Genomic DNA, 20,987 nt, shown 5'->3' with positions numbered 1-20,987 from the left:
TTGTCCTCGCCAAGCAAGGCTGCATTCGCAAGTGCAGGTTTGGCTCAAACATTGCGGAGAGGGCGCGCGATGAAGCGAGTGTGCGTAATAACGGGAACGCGGGCCGAATATGGCCTTTTGCGATGGGTGATCGAAGGCCTTCAGCATTCGGCTTCATGCGAACTGCAGATCATTGCGACAGGCATGCACTTGTCGCCTGAGTTTGGAGCGACCTGGGAGGCGATAGAAGCTGATGGCTTCAAGATTGACCGAAAGGTCGAGATGCTGCTGAGTTCTGACAGTGCGGTTGGTATAACCAAGTCGATGGGACTTGGCATGATTGGCTATGCTGATGCTCTCAGCGAATTGAAGCCTGATTTGATTGTGATTCTTGGTGATCGTTTCGAGATGTTGGCCGCTGCAGCAGCTGCCATGATCGCCAATATTCCGATCGCGCATCTGCATGGCGGTGAGCTGACGGTCGGCGCATGTGACGATCCGATTCGTCATTCCATCACCAAGATGTCGCACCTGCATTTCACAGCGGCAGAGCCCTATCGGAGGCGCGTGGTGCAGATGGGAGAGGATCCATGCAGTGTATGGAACGTCGGAGGCTTGGGAATCGATGGGATACTTCGCGCCGATCTGATGACACGGGAGGAACTCGAAGCATCGCTTGATTTCCCACTCGGGGAGAAAAATCTGCTGGTCACCTTCCATCCGGAAACAAGTACGGCGAACGATCCGGCCGGGCAGATGCTGGAGCTGCTGGCGGCGCTAGAGAGTGTTGACGCCAGCATTATATTCACATTGCCCAATGCGGATACGGGCGGGCGAGTGCTTTTCCGCTTGATCGATGAATTTGTCGCAGCGCATCCGGATCGGGCCTGTGCTCATGTATCGCTTGGGCAGAGACGGTATCTTTCGACAATGGCAATTGTTGATGGCGTAGTTGGCAATTCATCGAGTGGATTGATCGAGGCTCCTGCATTCAAGATTCCAACGCTAAATATCGGCGCGCGTCAGGATGGCAGGTTGCGCGCAGCAAGCGTTGTCGATTGCCCAGCCGATCGCAGCGCAATCGCCGCGGGCCTGAAGCGTATCCTCGCGTCGGAATTTCGTGAGCAGGTAAAGGATGTTGTCAATCCTTATGGGCAGGGCGGGGCCTCTGAGCGAATTGTGAAAGAGATCGAGGACTGGACACCACGCGGGTCTTCAAAAGCGTTTTTGGACCTTGCATATGATCTGCCGACTGACGAAGGATCGGTCTGATGGTTGAGACGCACCCTGGCTGGCGAAAGGCGCTGTTGCAGCGATCGAGTGCCACCATTGGCGATGCGATTGCTGCGCTTGATCGATCAGGCCTGCAAATCGTATTGGCGGCCGATGCCGACGGTGTGCTGGAAGGAACCATCACCGATGGCGACATTCGGCGGGGCCTATTACGCGGCGACACGCTGGAAAGCTCGATAGACGGGATTATCCAGCGCTCACCCATGGTCGCACCGAGTGATTTGCCAGAAGCAACTGTGCGGCAGTTGATGTCAGCCAACAAGATCCGGCAAATGCCGATTATTGATGATTCCGGAGTTCTGGTGGGATTATATATTCCCGATATGATGGGGGCTGCACAAGAACGGCCCAATCTCATGGTCATCATGGCGGGCGGTAAGGGCACCCGGCTTCGGCCCCACACTCAGAATTGCCCGAAGCCCCTTCTCGAGGTGTCGGGAAAGCCGATGCTGGAACACATTCTTGAGAATGCAAGAGCATCGGGCATCACGAACTTTGTCGTTTCCGTTCATTATCTCGGACACATGATCGAAGAGTATTTCGGTGATGGTTCGAAATGGGGTGTCTCGATCGACTATGTCCGTGAAGAAACGCCCTTGGGCACAGGCGGATCACTGAGTCTGCTCCAAGAGCGACCTAGAGCACCGTTCCTTGTCTGCAACGGCGACGTCATTTCGAGTGTGAATTTCGCGGAAGTGGTCGACTATCATAATCTCCATCGCGCTGTGGCAACCATGGCCGTCCGCAGTCACGAAATGCGCAATGAATTCGGTGTTGTTCTGACCGATGGGGTTGAAATCACAGGGTTCGAAGAAAAGCCTGTCGTAAAATCCTACGTAAACGCCGGCATCTATGTGATCGACCCAAGCGCGCTCGATCTGCTAGAGACCAATGCTTATTGCGATATGCCTACCTTGTTCGGACGCATTCGTGACCGCCAAGAACGCACAGTCGTTTTCCCTATGCATGAGGACTGGCTGGATGTAGGCAGGCCAGACGATCTGGCCCGAGCCGACCAAACGATTACCGGGTGATCGCGGGCAAGTCGCTTGTGGAATTGTATGCGCGCGCTCTCACCTTCGATACTTTTGCGGCAAGCTTGGGTGGGGCTGCAGTCCTCCATTGGACGCTCGGTGGCACTATATGCCATCGCTTTCAGCTTTGCCGGCCTCACACCATTGGTCCTCCTGCCGGTTCTGACGCAGGCCCTTTCTCCGGCCGAGTTTGGGCAGGCGACTTCGTGGATCGTTCTAGTGGCCATGATTGCCAACACATGCGGACTGACCGTGCATGGCCTTGTATCCGTCCGGTTTTTCAAAGACGCATTTGTCGGGTTCCAGCGCATCGTTGCTGCGGCGATCTCCGTAATTCTTTTGGTTCATCTGCTAGCCGGGCTGGTAATTTCTACCGGGCTCGTGCCTCTCAGCGCATTCACCGGACTTACGCGAACTTACTCGTTGGGCGCTGCGGCCGTAGGTGTGGCACTTAGCATAAATTTGATCGGACTTGCCTTCATGCAGGCAAGTCAGCGCCCCGGCATCTACCTGCTGCTGCGTATGCTCCAGTCGGCTATCGAAATTCTTGGCTGCCTTGCACTCTTGCAGCTCATTGTTGCGGGTCCGGATGTCCGCATTTGGTCCTATGTTGCAGCCATTGCCGCGAGCGCGCTGTGTGCTTTGGCCTTCTTGGTCAAGAAACGTGTCCTCGCGACAGCTCCGGACAAGAAGGCTTTCGAGAGCGTAGCGCGTTTCGGTATCCCATTGGTACCGCATGTCTTCGCAGGGCAAATGCTCACCAACCTTGACCGGATAATGGTGTCGTACCTGCTGGGTATTGAGAAGCTCGGGATCTTCATGGTTGCATCTCAGCTCGGAATGGCCTTGAGCCTTGTGATCGAGCCACTCAATCGCACACTTGCTCCGTGGCTTTTTAAGAAGCTCACAGATGGTTCCGAAGACGACAAGAGACTGATAGTCAAAGTTACCTATGGGCTGTTTGTTGGCTTGCTGGCTCTTTCGATGATCGCGGCGGCTCTGTTTGTGAGTGTTTTCGACCTTCTTTTTTCGGATGAATTTTCTGACGCCAAGCAGATCATCGTTCCGGTAGCGGTCGGCATGGCTTTCCAAGGAATGTACTATGGCGTGGTCAACTACATCTTCTATGCCGAGAAGACCGGGAAGCTCTCCTTTGTCACGTGTGGTGTTGTGGCCGCTGCTGTGGTTTGGTCGGCGCTCCTCATCATGCAATTCGGGATTCTTGGGGCAGGACTATCCTTCATGATCACGAATATCGTCCTTTTCGTAGCAGTTTGGGTGCTTTCGAACGCTGTTATGCCGATGCCTTGGTTCAGCGCCTGGCGAACAGACGCATGACTATCGAAGTGCCCATGCTGCGCGGTGCCGTTGCCTTCTCCCATCGCCTAGTTGCGGCGGCGAAGGCGCACGGAGAGCATCGAAGCCGGGCGTTTCGGCGGGCCAATTGGTCATGGCGAAACGCGGCGGCCTTCTATGAGGCAGAGGCGAACCTTTTTCTGGCTGATCCGGACGCCTATCTGGCTCAAGCGGCCGGCCCTCCGTCGGTTCTCGAAGATGTGTTCCCCCGCCGTGTTCCGAACAAGGTTGTTGTTCGAACAATCGTGAAGGTCGTTGCGCATAGTCTTTTCGCCCTTTTCGGCGCCTTAAAACGCAGGCGCATAACGAATGGCGACTGGACGTATCGCAAAGCCTATGTTGACGATATCGAACTTGCTTTTGATGCTGATGAAGGTGTCGTCTGGCGCGCGGTGTATCCCTTCCCCATAAGCCTTGGCAGGCAATGGCGATATCTCCGCTACCTGCGCCGCAATGGCCTGCGCTACTTTCTCGACGGCAACAGGTATGGCCTTGGGGATACGCTGGGTTTCCTGCGGCGACGAAATTACGAAAGCCTTGCCCGCCTCGAGGCGCGAAGCGAACTTCGCCGCGCCATTCGCATCGCTGCTAGGCCGCCGTCGCTCGTGCAACTCTCCGATGAATTCAACATCGGCAGCCTGCATTTCGCGCGGTATTTGTCGCGGAAGAACATCTTGACCCACAATGTCGCCCATGGCGTCGGCAAGTATTTCCCAGTTCACGCTTACGCCAAATTCGACACTCTGATTGATCGCCAAGAGGCCTACTATACGGCGTCGGTCCCTTGCGAATACGGGCGGCACACGATCAACGCCGCCTTTGACACAGCTCCCGATGTTTCCAAATCCGGTCCGGAAAAGGCTGTTGTGATTGTGAGCCAGGATTTCGGCAATGAATTGACGTTTATCGCGCAGTCTGAACGCCAACTTGTGACAGAGTTGCGCCGCCTCGCGGCGGATGAGCCGGATATTGCGCTGATGTTCAAGCCGCACCCAAACTATCGAAACCCGAAAGCACCAGACGGGTTCGCAATGGTCCAGTCGATCAATGAGATTCAATCGCTGCCGGATCCCATCCTTCTGTCACTCTATTCGACAACTCATATCGATCCGAGATTCCAAGGACGCAAATTCCTGATAAGGACCGAGACGATCAGGCCAGAGATTCTGTATGATGATCCGGACCGAATAATCGATGTCGACAAAATCTCGACAGTGATCAGATCGGAGTATCAGTAGTGGCAACCTTACCAGCGCCAGCGATCACTGCCCGTTTTGCCGATAAGAGCTCTGCTGAATTTTGGCAGGGCATCGAGCTTGCCGGACTCAGCATAACGATCGTTCTCGCATTTGCGCTACAATCCATCATTACTTTGGTGGGCGGGGTCGCCATTTGTTTGGCGTTTGTAGTGCGCCACGCGCATTTGCTGCCGGTCAGTAGCCGAACTGTCACCAATTGCTTGATGGTCTTGCTATTGTTCTTCCCGGCGTTTCTAAAACCAGGCCACGGTTTTTCACCTGTATTCTACTTCTTTGCCACCGCAGTCACGTTCGTGACAGCTTACACAATGTCGCGCTTCTCAGCTGCAGCTTTGCATCTTGCGGCGACGATACTGTACTTCGTGCTCGCCGCTCTGGTCGGGATTGTCCTCTACATCTATTGGGGTTCGCCAACACCTTTTGCCGAGGTGATCGAGGGCTCGAGCACCAACGGCATCCCGGCATACATGATCATCGTGCAAACATTCTTGTGCGTGACGACATTCGTCATGCATGGGCGTGCCCCGTTAGTGACTCCGATCATAACGTTCCTCATTGCATTTTACGGTAGCGGACGTGGTTCTTTGGTCGTCGGAAGCCTGCTTGTCATGGGCGGATTGGCATTCAATCTTTTCCCGCGCAAAGTGCCCTTCATCTATCGCTTGTTGCTCATGGCAATCTCGATTGCGGCGATGGCGCAGTTGGCGATCTATGCCGTCGAGCTTTTCGATTACGTGAGCCGTTACACCAAGCTGAGCGTCGGCATTTCCGACCGCAACCGTGAAGCCATCATCGCGAGCTATCTTTCAAAGATCGACGTCTTTACGTTCTTCATAGGGGCTGACTATTCAGGCACGCTTATCGAGTTCAAGCACGAGGGTAATCCTCACATCGCCTACATAAGGACGCACTCGTTCTTCGGGATTTTTCCCACTTTGATGGCTGCCCTGAGCCCTCTCATTATTTTCTTCGCTCGCGGACCTTGGTCGCTCAAGTTGCCGATTGGATTCTATGTCGGTATGGCGGCTGTCCGTGCTGCGACTGAACCGGTGCTCTTCCCGACGCTGCTGGATGTCTTCTTCTTCCTGATGATCCTGATGTTCTTTCGTGCAAGAGATGCGGCAGAGAGTTCGCGACCCAGGAAAGGGATAGCATGAAGCGCCTATCTTACCTGTGGTCCAAGTTGCTCAAGAAAGCGCGCCTCGCGGCAATAGTGGACTCAGAAGTGCATGCCACGAGCAAGGTCGAACCGGGCACGAGTTTCGTTTCCAGTTCCATGGGCCGCCATTCCTTTTGCGGCTACGATTGCGATGTGGCACATGCCGAAATCGGCTCTTTCGTGTCGATTGCCAATGGAGTGGTTCTGGGCGGAGGTCGCCATCCTATGGAGTGGGTGGGTATGTCGCCTGTCTTTTACAGCGGCCGCGACAGCGTGAAGGCCAAATTCTCCGAACATGACCGCCCTCCGCCAGAAAAGGTCAAGGTAGGCCATGACGTCTGGATCGGCCGCAATGCGATTGTGCTCCCTGGGGTGTCCATCGGGCATGGCGCGGTAATCGGTGCAGGAGCTGTTGTAACGCGAGACATACCGCCCTATGGGGTCGCAGCGGGTTGCCCAGCCAAGCTTGTGCGGCATCGCTTTGACGAAGAAACGATCCATCACTTGCTTGCATCAATGTGGTGGGATTTTCCCGATGAAAAGCTGATGCGTTTCGCAGCCTATTTCAAAGATCCACAAGAGTTCATCAACCGACTCGGCGACGACAAGAGCGACAATGACTAGAGTTTGCACCAACTGCGTGATGGACGAGACAGACGCGAAGATCACCTTTGATGACCAAGGTGTTTGCGATCACTGCAGGTCTTTTCGCGATCATACTTTGCCCAACTGGCCGCAGGGCGATGCGGCAGCGGACGAGCTCAACCGGATGATTGAGCGCATTCGAAAGAACGGCGAGGGCCGGGATTTCGACTGCATTATCGGTATGAGTGGCGGCATCGACAGCTCGTATCTGGTCTATGCGGCCAAAGAAATGTTCGGCTTGCGGCCGCTTGTATTCCACGTCGACGCAGGGTGGAATTCCCAGATTGCAGTCAACAATATCGAGCGCTTGGTCGATAATCTAGGACTGGATCTCTACACCGACGTGATTGACTGGGAAGAGATCAAGGACCTGCAACTGGCCTTCTTCCGTTCCGGCGTTCCCCATGTGGATACACCGCAAGACCACGCCTTCTTCGCGACCATGTACAAGTTTGCGACGCAATATGGCGTCCGCGACATCCTGACAGGTGGCAATCTGTCTACCGAGTGCGTGCGCAATCCGATCGAGTGGATGTACTACCAATCGGATGCGCGGCAATTGCGCGACATTCATTCGCAGTTTGGCGAGCGTCCGCTGAAGAACTTCCCCGTCACATCGATCCTTTGGCACAAATTGTACCTTCCTTACGTCAAGGGCATCCGGACGTGGAGGCCACTCAATCTGATTCCATATGTGAAGACGGAAGCCATGGAGCTTCTGCAGGAAAAGTTCGGCTGGCAACCGTATCCGCAAAAGCACTTTGAATCGCGCTTCACGCGGTTCTACGAATCTTACTGGCTGCCCGAGAAATTCGGATTTGATACGCGCAAGGTGCAATATTCGAGCTTGATCCTGACAGGTCAGATGACCCGTGAAGAGGCGCTCGAAAAGCTGAAATCTCCCGCATACGACCCCGAGACAATTCATCAGGATTTCGAATTTGTAGCGACCAAGCTCGGGATTACCGTTGACGAGCTGCGCGGATATTTTGACGCGCCGAACAAGACTTATCGTGACTACAAATCGCAGATGTGGATCTACGATGCCGGTGCAAAGGCCGCGAAGGCGCTCGGGCTGGAAGTTGGAGGCAAACGTTGATCATTGTGGTCGATTACGGCCTGGGCAATGTTCAAGCGTTCCTCGATATTTTCAAGCGCCTCAACATTCCTGCCAAGAATGCAACTAGGGCTGATGAGCTTGCAGGCGCTGAGAGGATTATCCTCCCGGGCGTAGGAGCTTTTGACCGCGCGATGGAGCGCCTCCAAGAATCGGGCATGCGCGAAGCCCTGGATGAAGCCGTGATTGACACGAAGGTGCCAGTGCTGGGTGTCTGCGTGGGCATGCAAATGATGGCTGACAGAAGCGAAGAGGGGGAATGCGCCGGGCTGGGTTGGATTCCTGGGCAGGTGAAACGCTTCGATGAATCATCGTTCAACCATCGAACGCATCTTCCACATATGGGATGGAATGATGTTACGCCGGCAAGCGCAGATGGTCTGTTTGTCGATCTTCCATGCCCCCGCTTCTACTTCCTGCACAGCTATCACTTTGTGCCTGAAAGCCCGGAAGATGCGCTGGCTCAGTCAACATACGGCATCGACTTCACATGCGCCCTTCGCAAGGGCAATGTCTTCGGTACGCAGTTTCACCCAGAGAAGAGCCACCACTGGGGTGTGTCGCTTCTCGCCAATTTTGCGCGCATTTGATCATGTTGAGACCACGCATCATTCCGTGCCTTTTGATCCATCAAGGGGGGCTGGTAAAAACTCGGCGGTTCGGCGAGCCAAAATATGTTGGCGATCCAATCAATGCAGTCCGGATCTTCAACGAGAAGGAAGTCGACGAACTTTTTGTGGCCGACATTGATGCGTCTGCTCTCGGGAAGGAGCCCAACTACGACATGATCCGCAATTTGGCAGCGGAGTGTCGCATGCCGCTGTGCTATGCTGGCGGAGTCAAGACGGCAGACCAGTTTGAGCGGATCGTATCTCTCGGTGTGGAGAAGGTTGCGATAGGCAGCGCGGCGATTGACGGTGAAGCGCTTATCTCGGAAGCTGTGTCGAGGGTTGGAAGTCAGAGTATCGTTGCGGTACTGGATGTTCGCAAGACAGGCATCTTCGGCAAGTACGAAGTGCATACCCACAATGGATCGAAAAAAACAGGTTTGGCGCCAGCGAAATTGGCGGCTCATCTGGAATCTCTTGGCGTCGGGGAGATCGTAGTCAACAATATAAACCGCGATGGCGAGATGAGCGGTTACGATTTCGATCTCATGGAAGACGTCCGTCAAGCGACATCCGTGCCACTGACCGCCCTGGGGGGGGCGGGCGAATTGGCACACCTGAGAGAATTGATAGATCGGTTCCCAATTATCGGAGCTGCCGCTGGCAGCCTGTTTGTCTTCAAAGGCAAATACCGGGCGGTGCTCATCAACTACCCGGTCGACGAGCAAAAAGCCGCGCTAATCGGCAAAGACTAAGAAGGTGCTGCAGTGAAGCAAGTTTTACAGGGCCTGAAAGATGGCCGGACTGAGGTTGCGGACGTACCGGTGCCCCAGCCTGGCAAACGCCAGCTCTTGGTGCAAACATCGACCAGCCTGGTTTCAGTCGGGACAGAGCGAATGCTTGTCGATTTCGGCAAGGCAGGCTGGATCGACAAAGCGCGGCAGCAGCCAGATAAAGTCAAGATGGTTCTCGACAAGGTTCGGGTCGACGGTCTTCAGCCAACCGTTGAAGCGGTCTTGAACAAGCTCGATCAGCCGTTGCCGCTTGGCTACTGCAACGTTGGCACCGTGGTGGAAATGGGCTCTGGTGTGTCGGACTTCGCCGAGGGTGATCGTGTCGTTAGCAATGGACCGCACGCTGAGTATGTGGCTATCCCCACCAACCTCGCGGCCCGCATTCCCGACGCTGTGAGTGATGACGAAGCTGCCTTTACAGTCATGGCTGCAATCGGGCTCCAGGGCATTCGTCTAGCTGATCCCACCTTGGGAGAGACAGTTGTTGTCAGCGGGCTTGGTCTCATCGGTCTCCTATGCGTGCAATTGTTGAAGGCCAATGGATGCGAAGTAATCGGTCTGGATTTCGATGCCGAGAAACTGGAGCTAGCGCGGACGTTCGGTGCCAAGACCATCGATCTTTCGACCAGCAGCGATCCTGTTGCCGATGCGCTTGGGCTAACCGGGCAGCGTGGCGTTGATGCCGTCGTCATTTGCGCCTCCACCGATAGCAATGATCCGATAAGCCAAGGCGCGAAAATGTGCCGCAAGCGCGGCCGGATTGTCTTGGTGGGCGTCACCGGCCTGGAGCTATCGCGTGCCGATTTCTACGAGAAAGAGCTCTCCTTCCAAGTATCCTGCTCCTACGGCCCCGGCCGGTATGATCCCAATTATGAGCAGGGCGGGAATGACTACCCTCTAGGCTTCGTCCGCTGGACGGAGCAGCGCAATTTCGAAGCCGTCCTTGGGTTGATGGCTGACGGAAAAATTGATATTAAACCTCTGATATCACATCGTTTTTCTATCGAGAATGCGGCGGATGCGTACCAGCTCATTTCCGATCGCAAACCCGCGCTCGGGGTTATGCTGGACTATTCATCGACTCCTCTGAACCGTGGCATGAAGACAGTCTCCGTGGCTTCCGCTGCGGAAAGCTCGCTCTTTGATGGCCCTGCGGCTCCAAAAGTCGCTTTCATCGGGGCAGGCAATTACGCAAACGCTGTCTTGGCGCCAGCATTCGCTGCGACGCGGGCGCAGCTGGGGGTCATTGCTTCTGCGGGAGGCCTAAGCGCGTATCAGGTTGGCAAGAAGAGTAGCTTCAGTGCAAGCACCACCGATCTGGACTCGGTTTTCGAAGACACGTCTGTTGATGCGATTGTCATTTCAACGCGGCACGATACACACGCGCAGTTCGTCATACGTGCGCTCAACGCCGGCAAGAGCGTATTTGTTGAGAAGCCCCTCTGCCTGCACAAGTCAGAACTCGACGAAATCCGGGCCGCCTACGAAGCTGCCAACAAGGCCGGGCCCGGCCCTGTCTTGTCGGTCGGTTTCAATCGTCGTTTTGCCCCGCATGTGCGGACTGCACGCGAGGCCCTGGCCAAGAAGCAGGGGCCAAAGGCAATGGTGATGACGGTCAATGCGGGAGCTATTCCCAGCGATCACTGGACACAGGATCTGAATGCAGGTGGGGGCCGCGTCATTGGCGAAGCATGCCACTTCATCGATTTGCTTCGCCATCTGGCCGACAGTCCGATCAAGAACGCATCGATGAGCTCAATGGAGTCGCAATGTGGTGACACGGTTTCAATCTCCCTGGATTTTGAAGACGGTTCGATCGGCACGGTCCACTACTTTGCCAATGGATCAAAGTCCTTTCCCAAGGAGCGCCTTGAGATCTTCGCGGGCGAGAGCATCCTGCAGCTCGACAATTTTCGTAAACTGCGCAGCTTCGGTTGGCCTGGCGTCAGAAATGATCGGCTCATGCGTCAGGACAAGGGTCAGCGAGCGTTTGCTGCGGGGTTTGTGGAGGCTGTCTCGGGAGAGGGCGCGCCTCCTATCCCGGTCGACCAGATCTTCGAGATTGCAGAAACTTCGATCCAGCTTGTTCATGACTCCTGAGTGAGGTCGGCCATGTTGGCGCGCATAAGCCTATATTTCCATACGCTCAGATACATGCGGCTGGAGCAGGTGTGGCACCAACTGCTATTGCGTTTTCGAAAGGTAAAGGTCGATTCTGCGGCTGCCCCGCCTGTAGATCTGCAAGTTGCTGCATGGCGTAGACCTGCCGCACGCGCGCAGAGCTTGCTGGCCCCGGGAAGCTTTCACTTTCTCAATCAGCCTGGTGATCTCGCCGAAATCGGCTGGAAAGACGACCGACGCGAATTGCTGTGGCGTTACAACCAACACTATTTCGACGATCTCAATGCCTTGCACGCGGCCGAGCGTGCCGACATGCACCAAGATCTTATTGATAACTGGCTGGCAGACAATTCCGCGGGTGATCGGCCGGCATTTGATCCTTACCCCACATCCTTGCGCCTGGTGAACTGGTGCAAGTGGCTCTTTGCCGGCCACTCACCCAGACCCGAGATGATGCAGTCGATGGCAGTTCAGGCGCGGCATCTTGCCCAGGATTTGGAATACCACCTGCTCGGCAATCATCTTCTTGCGAACGCCAAAGCACTGGTGTTTGCCGGGTCAGTCTTTGAAGCCGCCGAGGCGGAAGAGTGGCGGAATTGTGGTCTCAAGATCCTTGCTCGGGAAATTCCTGAACAGGTCTTGCCGGATGGAGGCAATTTCGAACTGAGCACGATGTATCATGCTCTGGGTTTCGAAGATGTCCTGGACTTGATCAATCTTTCGCTTGCAAAACCGCAACTCATAGACAGCAGAACCGTCGCTTATTGGCGTCGCACGGCGGCAGAGATGCGTTTCTGGCTGGAGAGCATGTGCCATCCGGATGGTGAGATTTCGAACTTCAATGACGCCGCCCTCGGGATTGCACCACCGGTCGATGAATTGCTCAGATATGCAGATGCCTTGGGAGTTTCAGGGAATCCTGGACGCGGTGTCGTTGCGGTCGGCGATTCCGCCATCTGGCTGCGTGATAGTGGCTATGTCCGCATCGAGTCATCAGGGGCTGTCTTGCTATGCGATGTCGCACAGGTCGGACCTGACTACTTGCCGGCCCATGGACATGCAGACACACTATCCTTCGAGCTGTCGGTCAACGGCGAACGCCTGATCGTGAATGGCGGGACATCGTGCTATGGCACGAGCGCCGAGCGATTGGCGGAACGAGGAACGCGCGCCCATAGTACTGTCACGGTGGGAGCGGCCAATTCCTCTGAAGTTTGGGGTGGCTTTCGTGTCGCGCGCCGGGCCAGGCCGATAGGGGTAAAGGTAGAAGAGAGCGCAACCGGCGTTAGTGTGTCTGCAGCTCATGATGGCTATGCGCGCCTGCCAGGCTCTCCGCGCCACAAACGTACATGGCAGCTTGATGGTTCTAGCTTGACGGTGTCCGACGAAGTCATGCCGGCGAGCGAAGCCGTCGCCCAGTATCTTTTTCATCCGGCACGCAGAATTTCGGTGAGTGGGCCAGCTGGATTCAATCTCGATAGGATAAAGATCGATGCTCTATGTGGCGACGCGCAGCTTACAACGGGCAAGCACAGCGCCGAGTTTGGCAGGAAAGAAGATACGGCGGCTTTGCACGTTCGGCTTGTGGGTGGTCACGCGCATCTTCGCATTGTATGGCAGCCCCTCCAATAGGCGCCTCCCCGAGGTCCGAAATTGCGTCGGGCCAAAGATGACAGACTCTTCAATTCTCACTCTCCCTCTCCCTCCAGTTTATCTCAATCCTCAGGCAGGAAACGCATCGCTATGATCGAACGCATATGTGTCATGGGCCTCGGCTATATCGGCCTTCCCACCGCGGCTTTGATGGCTGATTCCGGATTTGACGTGCACGGCGTAGATTTGAGCCAGCATGTGGTGGACGTCATTTCTGACGGTCGCGTACATATTGTCGAACCCGATCTTGACGCACTGGTAAAACGGACTGTGGAGACCGGAAAGCTGAAAGCATCAACGTCTCCGGCAGAGGCAGATGTCTTCATGCTGTGTGTGCCCACGCCGTTTCGTGACGGGGGGGAGTACCCTGAGCCGAATCTTGATTATGTGCTCTCCGCTTCGCGTGCCATTGCACCGTTTCTCAAGCCAGGGAATATCGTGATTCTTGAATCCACGTCGCCGGTGGGATCGACAGCAATGGTTGCCCAAGAGCTTCAGAAGGCCGGGATCGAGCCTGAATCAATTTCCCTTGCCTATTGCCCTGAGCGAGTCTTGCCGGGGAAGATCCTGGCTGAACTGGTAGAAAACGACAGGATCGTGGGTGGATATACACCCGAGGCTACCAAGCAGGTCGCTGATTTTTATGAGCGCTTTGTTCAAGGAGAAGTTTTGCGGACCGATGCGAAGACTGCGGAGATGTGCAAACTGACCGAGAACAGCTTTCGCGATGTCAACATAGCTTTCGCTAACGAGTTGTCTCTCTTGTGTGAGCGGGAAGGCATAGACGTCTGGGAACTCATTCGGCTGTCCAATCATCATCCCCGGGTCAACATTCTGCAGCCTGGAACTGGTGTGGGCGGACACTGCATAGCAGTAGATCCATGGTTCATTGTTGCTCGAGACCCCGAGAATGCAAAGCTCATTCGGCAAGCGCGTGAGATTAATGACTATAAGACGCACTGGGTGATCGAGTGTATCAAATCGGCTGCCAAAGTTTCGGGAGATTCCAAGATTGCCTGTCTTGGCCTGGCCTTCAAGCCAGACATAGATGACCTCAGGGAAGCGCCGGCGTTGCGAGTGGCGGAAACCCTTCGTGCCAGCGGCGTGGCAACGATGAACGTTGAGCCGAACATCGAACAACACAATGAGCTTCCGATTCATTCGCTCGACGAAGCATTGGATGCCTGCGATATCGTCGCCCTGCTGGTAAGCCATAAGGAATTCAAGACCGAAGAATTCATGCGCCGCCTGGAGGGCAAACAGGTATTTGATTTCTGTGGCGCGTTACAGGCCCAGAATTAGCCCAAGGCGGGGACGACGCAGTGAAACTACTCATCTTGAGTTTTTACTTCCCGCCTGACTTGTGCGCAGGTTCGTTCCGGTGCGGAGCATTGGTTGCCGCTTTGAACGAGCGCATGCCAGAAGGTATGACTGCCGTAGTCGTCACCACCCAGCCGAATAGATACAGGGAAGCCATAGCAGAGGCTCCTGAGTGCGAACAGATTGGCAGGGTCACCGTCCATCGAATCGCCTTGCCGGCCCATGACAGCGGGATGATCGACCAAGCCAGATCATTTCTGACATTTGCAGGCAAGGCGTTGCCCATAGTTTTCCGATCTGGCCCCTTCGATGGCGCTTTTGCCACCTCCTCCCGTTTGATGACGGCGACCTTGGGGGCTTTCGTGTCGACCGCCAAATCAGTCCCCCTTTATCTCGACATTCGGGACTTGTTTGCCGAGACAATGTCTAATGTCCTGGGCAGAGGAACAGCTAAGGTACTGGCGCCACTCTTCAATCTACTTGAGCGTTGGACTTTCCGCAGAGCTTCCTACATCAATGTCGTTTCACCAGGTTTCACCGAACACGTGCATCGGATTGCTCCTGCTGCTGAATTGAGCGAACTGCCGAACGGCATCGATGAAGAGTTCTTGGCGATCGATCCCGCCGGATCGCTTCCCGCCACGAAACGGCCCCCGACAATCTTGTATGCTGGCAATGTGGGCGAAGGGCAGGGTCTGCACCGGATCTTGCCCGAGGCTGCGCGTTCATTGGGGTCGCGCGCGCAATTCCGTATCGTTGGGCACGGAGGCGGGCTTGCCGAGCTCAAGAAAAGTGTATCAGGGTTGCCCAACGTCACCCTTGTGCCGCCGGTTTCGCGAACGGTTCTGCTGCAGGAGTATGCGCAGGCTGACATCTTGTTTGTCCACCTCAATGACTATCCGGCCTTCCTGAAAGTTCTTCCGTCAAAGATTTTCGAATATGGGGCCATGGGAAAGCCAATTCTGGCCGGGCTGAATGGCGTGAGTGCCAAGCTGGTTCAGGAAGAATTGCCTTATGCGCGTGTGTTTGAACCTTGTCGTCCGGACCAGCTGGTCGAAGCATTCGACCAGCTTGGCCCTGTTGACCTCGCTGCTGTGCGCACGTTTCGGGAGAAATTTGCCCGGACAGAAATCATGAACAGAATGGCCGACGACTTGGTCAGTTTTGTTGCGCAAGGGTGAACCGGTGACGAAGCGATTTCTCCTGTGCGGCGCGAGTGGTGTGGTTGGCCAGGCACTGGTCCCGTTGTTGCGTAAGCAAGGTGTTGAAGTGCGACTTGTGGGCCGTGATGTCCAAAGACTGGCCCAACTTTATCCCGGTTGCGATGTCGGCAGCTACGATGAGATCTCGGACCTTGCTGCAGGGTGTTCTCTGGTGGTGAACCTTGCTGCGCGCAACAATGATCAGGCCGGAACCCAAGCAGACTTTCAAACCGCCAACGTGGATCACGCTTTGGAAGTGATGGACCTAGCCAAGCAGGCGCAGGTTGATCGGTTCGTCAACTTTTCCAGTTTGCATGCTGCCACTCCGGAAAAGTCGCTCTATGCGGCTAGCAAGGCGCGAGCGGACGAAGAATTGACGCGGTCTGGGGGGGGCTTTGCCCTATCCATCAGGCTGGCGGCAATTCATGGCATCGCTCAACAGGGCAAACTCAGGCTACTCGCCCGATTGCCGCGTTTCTTGCAGTTTCCCCTGTTCGCCCTGGCCAGTGCCTTGCGGCCGACTGTGTCTGTGGGAACGGTTGCCCATTTTCTCGCGACCGATGCAGCAACATGGCCGGATACAGTGACGGAACTGTCTGATGGGCAGCACTCGAACCTGCTGTTTCTAGCTGTCAAACGGACCATAGATCTGGTGTTCGCCCTTGCGGTGGCGATATTGTTTTTCTGGCTCTTCGCGATTCTTTGGCTGGCCGTGCGAATTGACAGCCCCGGACCTGCGATTTTCGCTCAGACGCGTGTCGGGCGAGCCGGACAAGCCTTTGTCTGCTACAAATTCCGAACCATGGCTCAGGGGACCACACAAAGAGGCACACACGAGGTTGGCGCGTCATCCATCACCCGCGTTGGCGGTTTCCTGCGCAAGTCCAAGCTCGACGAATTGCCCCAAGTTTTAAACATTCTGAAGAATGAACTTAGCTTGGTCGGCCCACGACCATGTTTGCCGGTCCAATCCGAACTGATCGCAGAGCGCTCCCGCCGCGGTGTCCTGAACGTGAAGCCTGGTATCACCGGGCTCGCTCAGGTCCATGAGATTGACATGAGCACGCCCAAGCTGCTGGCTCAATGGGATCGCCGGTATGTTATGCAGCGATCCATCTTGAGCGAGATCAGCGTCGTGTTCGCAACTTTCCTGGGGCGTGGGCAAGGGGACCGAATAGGCTCGTGAACGAAGTGAGGCAGGGGGCTTCAGCAAGGAAGAACAATGCGACTAATCCTGTCTATCTCTTCGAGTCTTGCTTGCATGGCAATTGTTGGGTTCGCGGCGACCTATGCTGCTCAGCCAACCCCACCAACCGAGGAGGCCCAATCTCTCCTTGCCGTGCAATGTGAGGGGCTCAGAGATGCAAGTGATGCCATTCTTGCAGCCGGCGATAGGGCCAGTCATCTCATCATCGTGCCAGCTGGATGTCGTTTCGATCGACAACGGGTTCTTGCGTCGCTGCCTGCGGAGAAGGTCTTGCTTGATCTTTCTTTGGTGAATGGCTTCGCTACCCAGGGTGAGACCACCAAGTCTCTCGGCGTGCTTTCTCGAGACCGAGCAACGAGCGATACGCATTGGCAGATTGGCAGCGGCCACCATCCCGTGCTCAACTTGAACAATTTCGGGGTATCCTCTTCGAGAAGTGGAGAGGCGCGGCTTGCTTCACTGCTGTGGAGTGCCGGCGATTTTGCCAATGGTCCGTCGAAAAGGGGGAATAGGGGAGGTGCCTTGCTGCAGTTCGGGAAAGAGGACGGCCGCGATCAATGGTCGCTGAGGCTGCGATCTCTGGCTCCGTGGGCGGCCATTCACAATCGATATGAACGATGGTCTGCCGAAGAGCGCATTGCCGAACCAGGGGTGTTCCGCACCACGGGCAGCTTGGTCTTGGAGTCATTGGATGCGGGCCTCACGGGCCGCTCACCGCCAACCGGAAAATTCGGGCGTGATCTGGTCGACGGCTCAGTTCGCTGGCGGATCGTCGATTCTGCTGACCGATCCATCCTGCGAGTGACGGAGCGTGGCAATGTCCTGCTCGGTCTTGGTGATCTGTCTGCAAGCTATAGGCACAAGGTCTCTTCCTTTCATCCAGGCAACTTTGTGTCGGAGCGCGCGGCGGCCGGGATATCCAGAGATGCAATCGACAGGCTGATACCGACCGGCGCCAATGGAGAGGAAGTAAAGGTTCCAGGGTTCAGAGCCAGCGCAAGCGCCGGGCTCGCTGTGGTTGACCCGGGTGACATGCTCCGCCCAATCGCGCGATTTGAAGCTCGTCGTGGAATGGTAATCGGCCAGAGCGCGCTGGACGGAACTACAGCAACACCGCAGGAAGGCCGATTGAATGCCAGCCAACTGCGCTTGATTTATGTGGCGGGAACAGGTCAGCAACGGCTCGACAGGCTAGTGGGCGGAGCGTCAGAGCAAGAATTGAGCCTGCATTTTCTAGGATCGGGTACGGTTGTTTCCAGCGGTGCGAGTGCTGGCCGGATGTTGCTACAGGATAGTCGCCCTTTTACCCCCCAAGCTCACACGGTTCTTCATCTCCGTAAGCTGCCTGATCGGCTCGGCGGGTTCTGGGTGGAAACCGGTCGATCCGAGAAATAGAAACGTCCGAGTCCCTGGATCGATAGAGCGACCAGTTTCCGCCGGGCTGTACGTGTTTGGCTCAAGCCGCGTGATTGTTTCGCCTGTGCTGAAACTCTGGCACCAATTCTTGCAGCAAGCTCAAAACGTCTGCGGGATCTCGGGCTTGCTCGACGCGGCTGACCCATTCCAAAAGCGCCGGCCAAGGCACAAACGTCTCGTGTGCCTTCATGATCTCGGAATGAACCGTCTTTTCCGGGTTTTCGCCAATCAACAGTTCCTCATAGAGTTTCTCACCGGGTCTTAGTCCGATCTCCTGAATCTCAATGTCGCCTTCAGGATTGTCTTCGTCCCGCAAAGACAAGCCAGAAAGCTGGATCATGGTCTTCGCCAGATCCAAGATTTTGACAGGCTTGCCCATGTTCAGCACGAACACCTCGCCGCCCTTTGCCAAGCCGGCGGCTTGGATCACGAGGTTTGAAGCTTCTGGAATGGTCATGAAGAACCGGGTGATGCGCTTGTCGGTCAGAGTGACGGGCCCGCCGACTTCAATCTGTTCGCGGAATAGCGGCACGACAGAGCCGCTGGATCCCAGCACATTGCCAAACCGAACCATGCTGCAACGGAAGCCGTCACTCTCAGCGTTCATGGCTTGAATGATCTGTTCGGCGGCGCGTTTGGATGCGCCCATAATATTGGTTGGCCGGACGGCTTTGTCGGTACTGATCAAGATGAAGTCCAAGACGCCAGATTGCTTGGCCGCAATGCAACAATTGTAAGTTCCGATCACATTGTTCCGCACCCCTTCAATAGGGTTCGCTTCGACCAAGGGTACATGCTTGTAGGCGGCGGCGTGGAATACCGTCTTGATCTCGTATTGGCGCATCACATCTTCGAGCGCTTCGCGATCGGCAACAGTTCCCAAGATCGCACGAATTGCTGTTGGGCGCCCTGGTTGATTTCTCGCAATTTCTGCGAGTTCGCGTTCAATCGCATACAGCGCGAATTCTGTCATCTCGTACAAAACCAGCGTCGCCGCGCCGATCTGAACGATCTGCCGACAGAGCTCGCTGCCGATTGATCCGCCAGCACCTGTTACGAGAACTGCCTTGCCTTCAACCGTACGGCGCAAGAGAATCTCATTGGCTGGTACAGGGTCTCTACCCAGAAGATCTTCAATCTCCAGCGGACGAATGTCGCTGATGGAAAGCTGCCCCCCTAGAACGTCCGCGATGTGGGGGAGAGTCCTCACAGTCACTTCGTATTCGGAAAGTGAGCTGACGATGGCCTTGCGGCGTTTTCTTGAAGCACTTGGCATGGCCAGAAGGACATCCGTAGCACCGGTTGTTTCAATGGCGTCTGCCAGCCTGTCCGAGCCGTAGATGCGTTCCCCATCCAGCTTTTGCCCGACCAGCCGCAAGTCATCATCGACAAAGCCAACAGCCCGCATTTCAGGATCGGACCTGATCGAGCTGGCCAGCTGCTGTCCCGATACACCAGCACCGTAGATCAAGACTCTTTTCTGTATACCGACAAAATCTCGACGGCCCCGAACGTCTACCATCAAAAGCCGGAACAACGCTCGAGATGCCAGGACGAGAAGGAAGAATACCATCGGTTGCAGAAGGCCTAGCGTCCTCGGGATTCCCTCGAAGCCCCAAGCCATGAAAAGTGCTGCGGTTATTACGGTGTATACAAGCATCGCCGTTCCGATGACGCGAAGCATCCCGATGCCCGCAAACCGGAAAATGGATCGATACATGCCGCTCAGGGCGAATGAGGCGAGCATTATTGGAAGTGTGCCGATCAAGAGCGATTGAATGGCATAGTCCCAGTAGACCCAGACGCTAATCCGCAGGGAATAGGCCACCCAAATGGAAATGAGCAGAAGAGTGGCGTCAATCGAAACAACGATCGCGCGTTTGCCGTTGCGGGGGAGCCCCGACAACACATTGAGCCATTGAAGGATTATTTTGGTTGGCATTATGTTCGGGTCTCGAGACTTTCCAGAATTATTGTTGTCAATAGAAGCAAATACCCAAGTTTCCAGTGTGACTAATTCAGTGCAATGTCCGGCGCGTCTTCCTGTTTCATGCCTACCACATGATAGCCGCCATCGACATGGTGGGTCTCACCCGTCACTCCGCTGGAAAGATCGGACAGGAAATAGACACCGGACCCGCCGACATCGTCGATGGTGACATTGCGCCGCATCGGTGCATTCAGTTCATTCCATTTCAGGATGTAGCGGAAATCGCCGATCCCGCTGGCGGCCAGGGTCTTGATCGGCCCGGCGCTGATCGCATTCACGCGGATGTTGCGTGGACCAAGATCGTTGGCGAGGTATTTGACGCTCGTTTCCAGCGCAGCCTTGGCAACGCCCATGACATTGTAATGCGGGATGACTTTCTCTGCCCCGTAATAGGTCAGGGTCAGGATGCTGCCGCCATCGGGCATCATTTCGGCAGCGCGCTTCGTCACGGCAACAAGGCTGTAGGCCGAAATGTTCATGGTCATGAGGAAATTGTCGAGGCTGGTATCGACATAATTCCCGCGCAGCTCCGCCTTGTCGGAAAAGCCGATCGCATGGACTACGAAATCGATCGTGTCCCACCGGCTGCGCAAGGTGTCGAAAGCGGTATCAAGCGCCGCCATGTCCGAAACATCGCAATCGAAGGTAAAGTCGGAACCCAGCTGCTCGGCCAGCGGCTTGACGCGCTTTGCCAGCGCCTCGCCCTGATACGAAAACGCCAGCTCGGCACCTTGCTCGGCCAATTGTTTGGCGATGCCCCAGGCTATCGACTTGTCATTGGCGAGCCCCATAATCAGCCCGCGCTTGCCTGCCATCAACCCTGCCATTGCGAAT

The 20,987-nt window shown here is 55.6% G+C and carries 17 protein-coding genes; 15 read left to right on the top strand and 2 right to left on the bottom strand.

Annotated elements, in window-relative coordinates:
- Nucleotides 1-69: 69 nt before the first annotated feature.
- The 15 genes from neuC (at nt 70) to ABD653_RS09020 (ending at nt 18,142) form a co-directional block, all read left to right on the top strand.
- A complete protein-coding gene (gene neuC, locus ABD653_RS09090; protein WP_160778387.1) occupies nt 70-1,251 on the top strand; it encodes a UDP-N-acetylglucosamine 2-epimerase in 1,182 nt (393 codons plus the stop codon).
- On the top strand, nt 1,251-2,306 hold the full coding sequence (locus ABD653_RS09085; protein WP_160778386.1) for a nucleotidyltransferase family protein: 1,056 nt from the start codon (nt 1,251-1,253) through the stop codon (nt 2,304-2,306). Before neuC ends, ABD653_RS09085 begins: the two co-directional genes overlap by 1 nt.
- Before the next feature lie 27 nt (nt 2,307-2,333).
- Entirely contained in the window at nt 2,334-3,644 is a 1,311-nt protein-coding gene (locus tag ABD653_RS09080) for a lipopolysaccharide biosynthesis protein (protein WP_160778385.1), read from the top strand.
- Entirely contained in the window at nt 3,641-4,900 is a 1,260-nt protein-coding gene (locus ABD653_RS09075; protein ID WP_160778384.1) for a hypothetical protein, read from the top strand. The genes ABD653_RS09080 and ABD653_RS09075 overlap by 4 nt, the downstream gene beginning before the upstream one ends.
- Nucleotides 4,900-6,078, top strand: coding sequence for a hypothetical protein (locus tag ABD653_RS09070; RefSeq protein WP_160778383.1), 1,179 nt, complete (start codon nt 4,900-4,902; stop codon nt 6,076-6,078). The genes ABD653_RS09075 and ABD653_RS09070 overlap by 1 nt, the downstream gene beginning before the upstream one ends.
- Nucleotides 6,075-6,704, top strand: a complete 630-nt coding sequence (locus tag ABD653_RS09065) for a CatB-related O-acetyltransferase (RefSeq protein WP_160778382.1) — start codon at nt 6,075-6,077, stop codon at nt 6,702-6,704. Before ABD653_RS09070 ends, ABD653_RS09065 begins: the two co-directional genes overlap by 4 nt.
- Entirely contained in the window at nt 6,697-7,824 is a 1,128-nt protein-coding gene (locus ABD653_RS09060; protein ID WP_160778381.1) for an N-acetyl sugar amidotransferase, read from the top strand. The genes ABD653_RS09065 and ABD653_RS09060 overlap by 8 nt, the downstream gene beginning before the upstream one ends.
- A 5-nt stretch (nt 7,825-7,829) precedes the next feature.
- Nucleotides 7,830-8,432 (top strand): imidazole glycerol phosphate synthase subunit HisH, encoded by a 603-nt coding sequence (gene hisH / locus ABD653_RS09055; RefSeq protein WP_325065420.1) that lies wholly within the window; start codon nt 7,830-7,832, stop codon nt 8,430-8,432.
- Between the two features lie 2 nt (nt 8,433-8,434).
- Nucleotides 8,435-9,205, top strand: coding sequence for an AglZ/HisF2 family acetamidino modification protein (locus ABD653_RS09050; protein WP_160778379.1), 771 nt, complete (start codon nt 8,435-8,437; stop codon nt 9,203-9,205).
- A gap of 12 nt (nt 9,206-9,217) precedes the next feature.
- Nucleotides 9,218-11,344, top strand: coding sequence for a bi-domain-containing oxidoreductase (locus tag ABD653_RS09045; RefSeq protein ID WP_160778378.1), 2,127 nt, complete (start codon nt 9,218-9,220; stop codon nt 11,342-11,344).
- Between the two features lie 54 nt (nt 11,345-11,398).
- The gene (locus ABD653_RS09040) at nt 11,399-12,997 is read left to right on the top strand and encodes a heparinase II/III family protein (protein ID WP_344705329.1); all 1,599 of its coding nucleotides are present in this window, start codon (nt 11,399-11,401) and stop codon (nt 12,995-12,997) included.
- Between the two features lie 111 nt (nt 12,998-13,108).
- Nucleotides 13,109-14,320, top strand: coding sequence for a UDP-N-acetyl-D-mannosamine dehydrogenase (gene wecC, locus ABD653_RS09035; protein ID WP_160778376.1), 1,212 nt, complete (start codon nt 13,109-13,111; stop codon nt 14,318-14,320).
- Nucleotides 14,321-14,340: 20 nt separating this feature from the next.
- Nucleotides 14,341-15,519: a glycosyltransferase family 4 protein gene (locus ABD653_RS09030; protein WP_325065366.1), complete on the top strand. Its 1,179-nt coding sequence runs from the start codon at nt 14,341-14,343 to the stop codon at nt 15,517-15,519.
- Entirely contained in the window at nt 15,506-16,726 is a 1,221-nt protein-coding gene (locus ABD653_RS09025) for a hybrid nucleoside-diphosphate sugar epimerase/sugar transferase (protein ID WP_160778374.1), read from the top strand. Before ABD653_RS09030 ends, ABD653_RS09025 begins: the two co-directional genes overlap by 14 nt.
- A 36-nt stretch (nt 16,727-16,762) precedes the next feature.
- On the top strand, nt 16,763-18,142 hold the full coding sequence (locus ABD653_RS09020) for a hypothetical protein (protein ID WP_344705328.1): 1,380 nt from the start codon (nt 16,763-16,765) through the stop codon (nt 18,140-18,142).
- 61 nt (nt 18,143-18,203) lie between these two features.
- Here the strand turns inward: ABD653_RS09020 and ABD653_RS09015 are convergent, their stop codons facing one another.
- Nucleotides 18,204-20,105, bottom strand: coding sequence for a polysaccharide biosynthesis protein (locus ABD653_RS09015; RefSeq protein WP_160778372.1), 1,902 nt, complete (start codon nt 20,103-20,105; stop codon nt 18,204-18,206).
- Nucleotides 20,106-20,176: 71 nt separating this feature from the next.
- On the bottom strand, nt 20,177-20,980 hold the full coding sequence (gene fabI, locus ABD653_RS09010; protein WP_160778371.1) for an enoyl-ACP reductase FabI: 804 nt from the start codon (nt 20,978-20,980) through the stop codon (nt 20,177-20,179).
- Nucleotides 20,981-20,987 lie beyond the last annotated feature (7 nt).

It is taken from the genome of Parerythrobacter jejuensis (genome assembly GCF_039536765.1).
GTDB lineage: Bacteria > Pseudomonadota > Alphaproteobacteria > Sphingomonadales > Sphingomonadaceae > Parerythrobacter > Parerythrobacter jejuensis.
The sequence above is the reverse complement of the archived record's forward strand: the minus strand, read 5'-3'. Positions and strand labels throughout refer to the sequence as shown.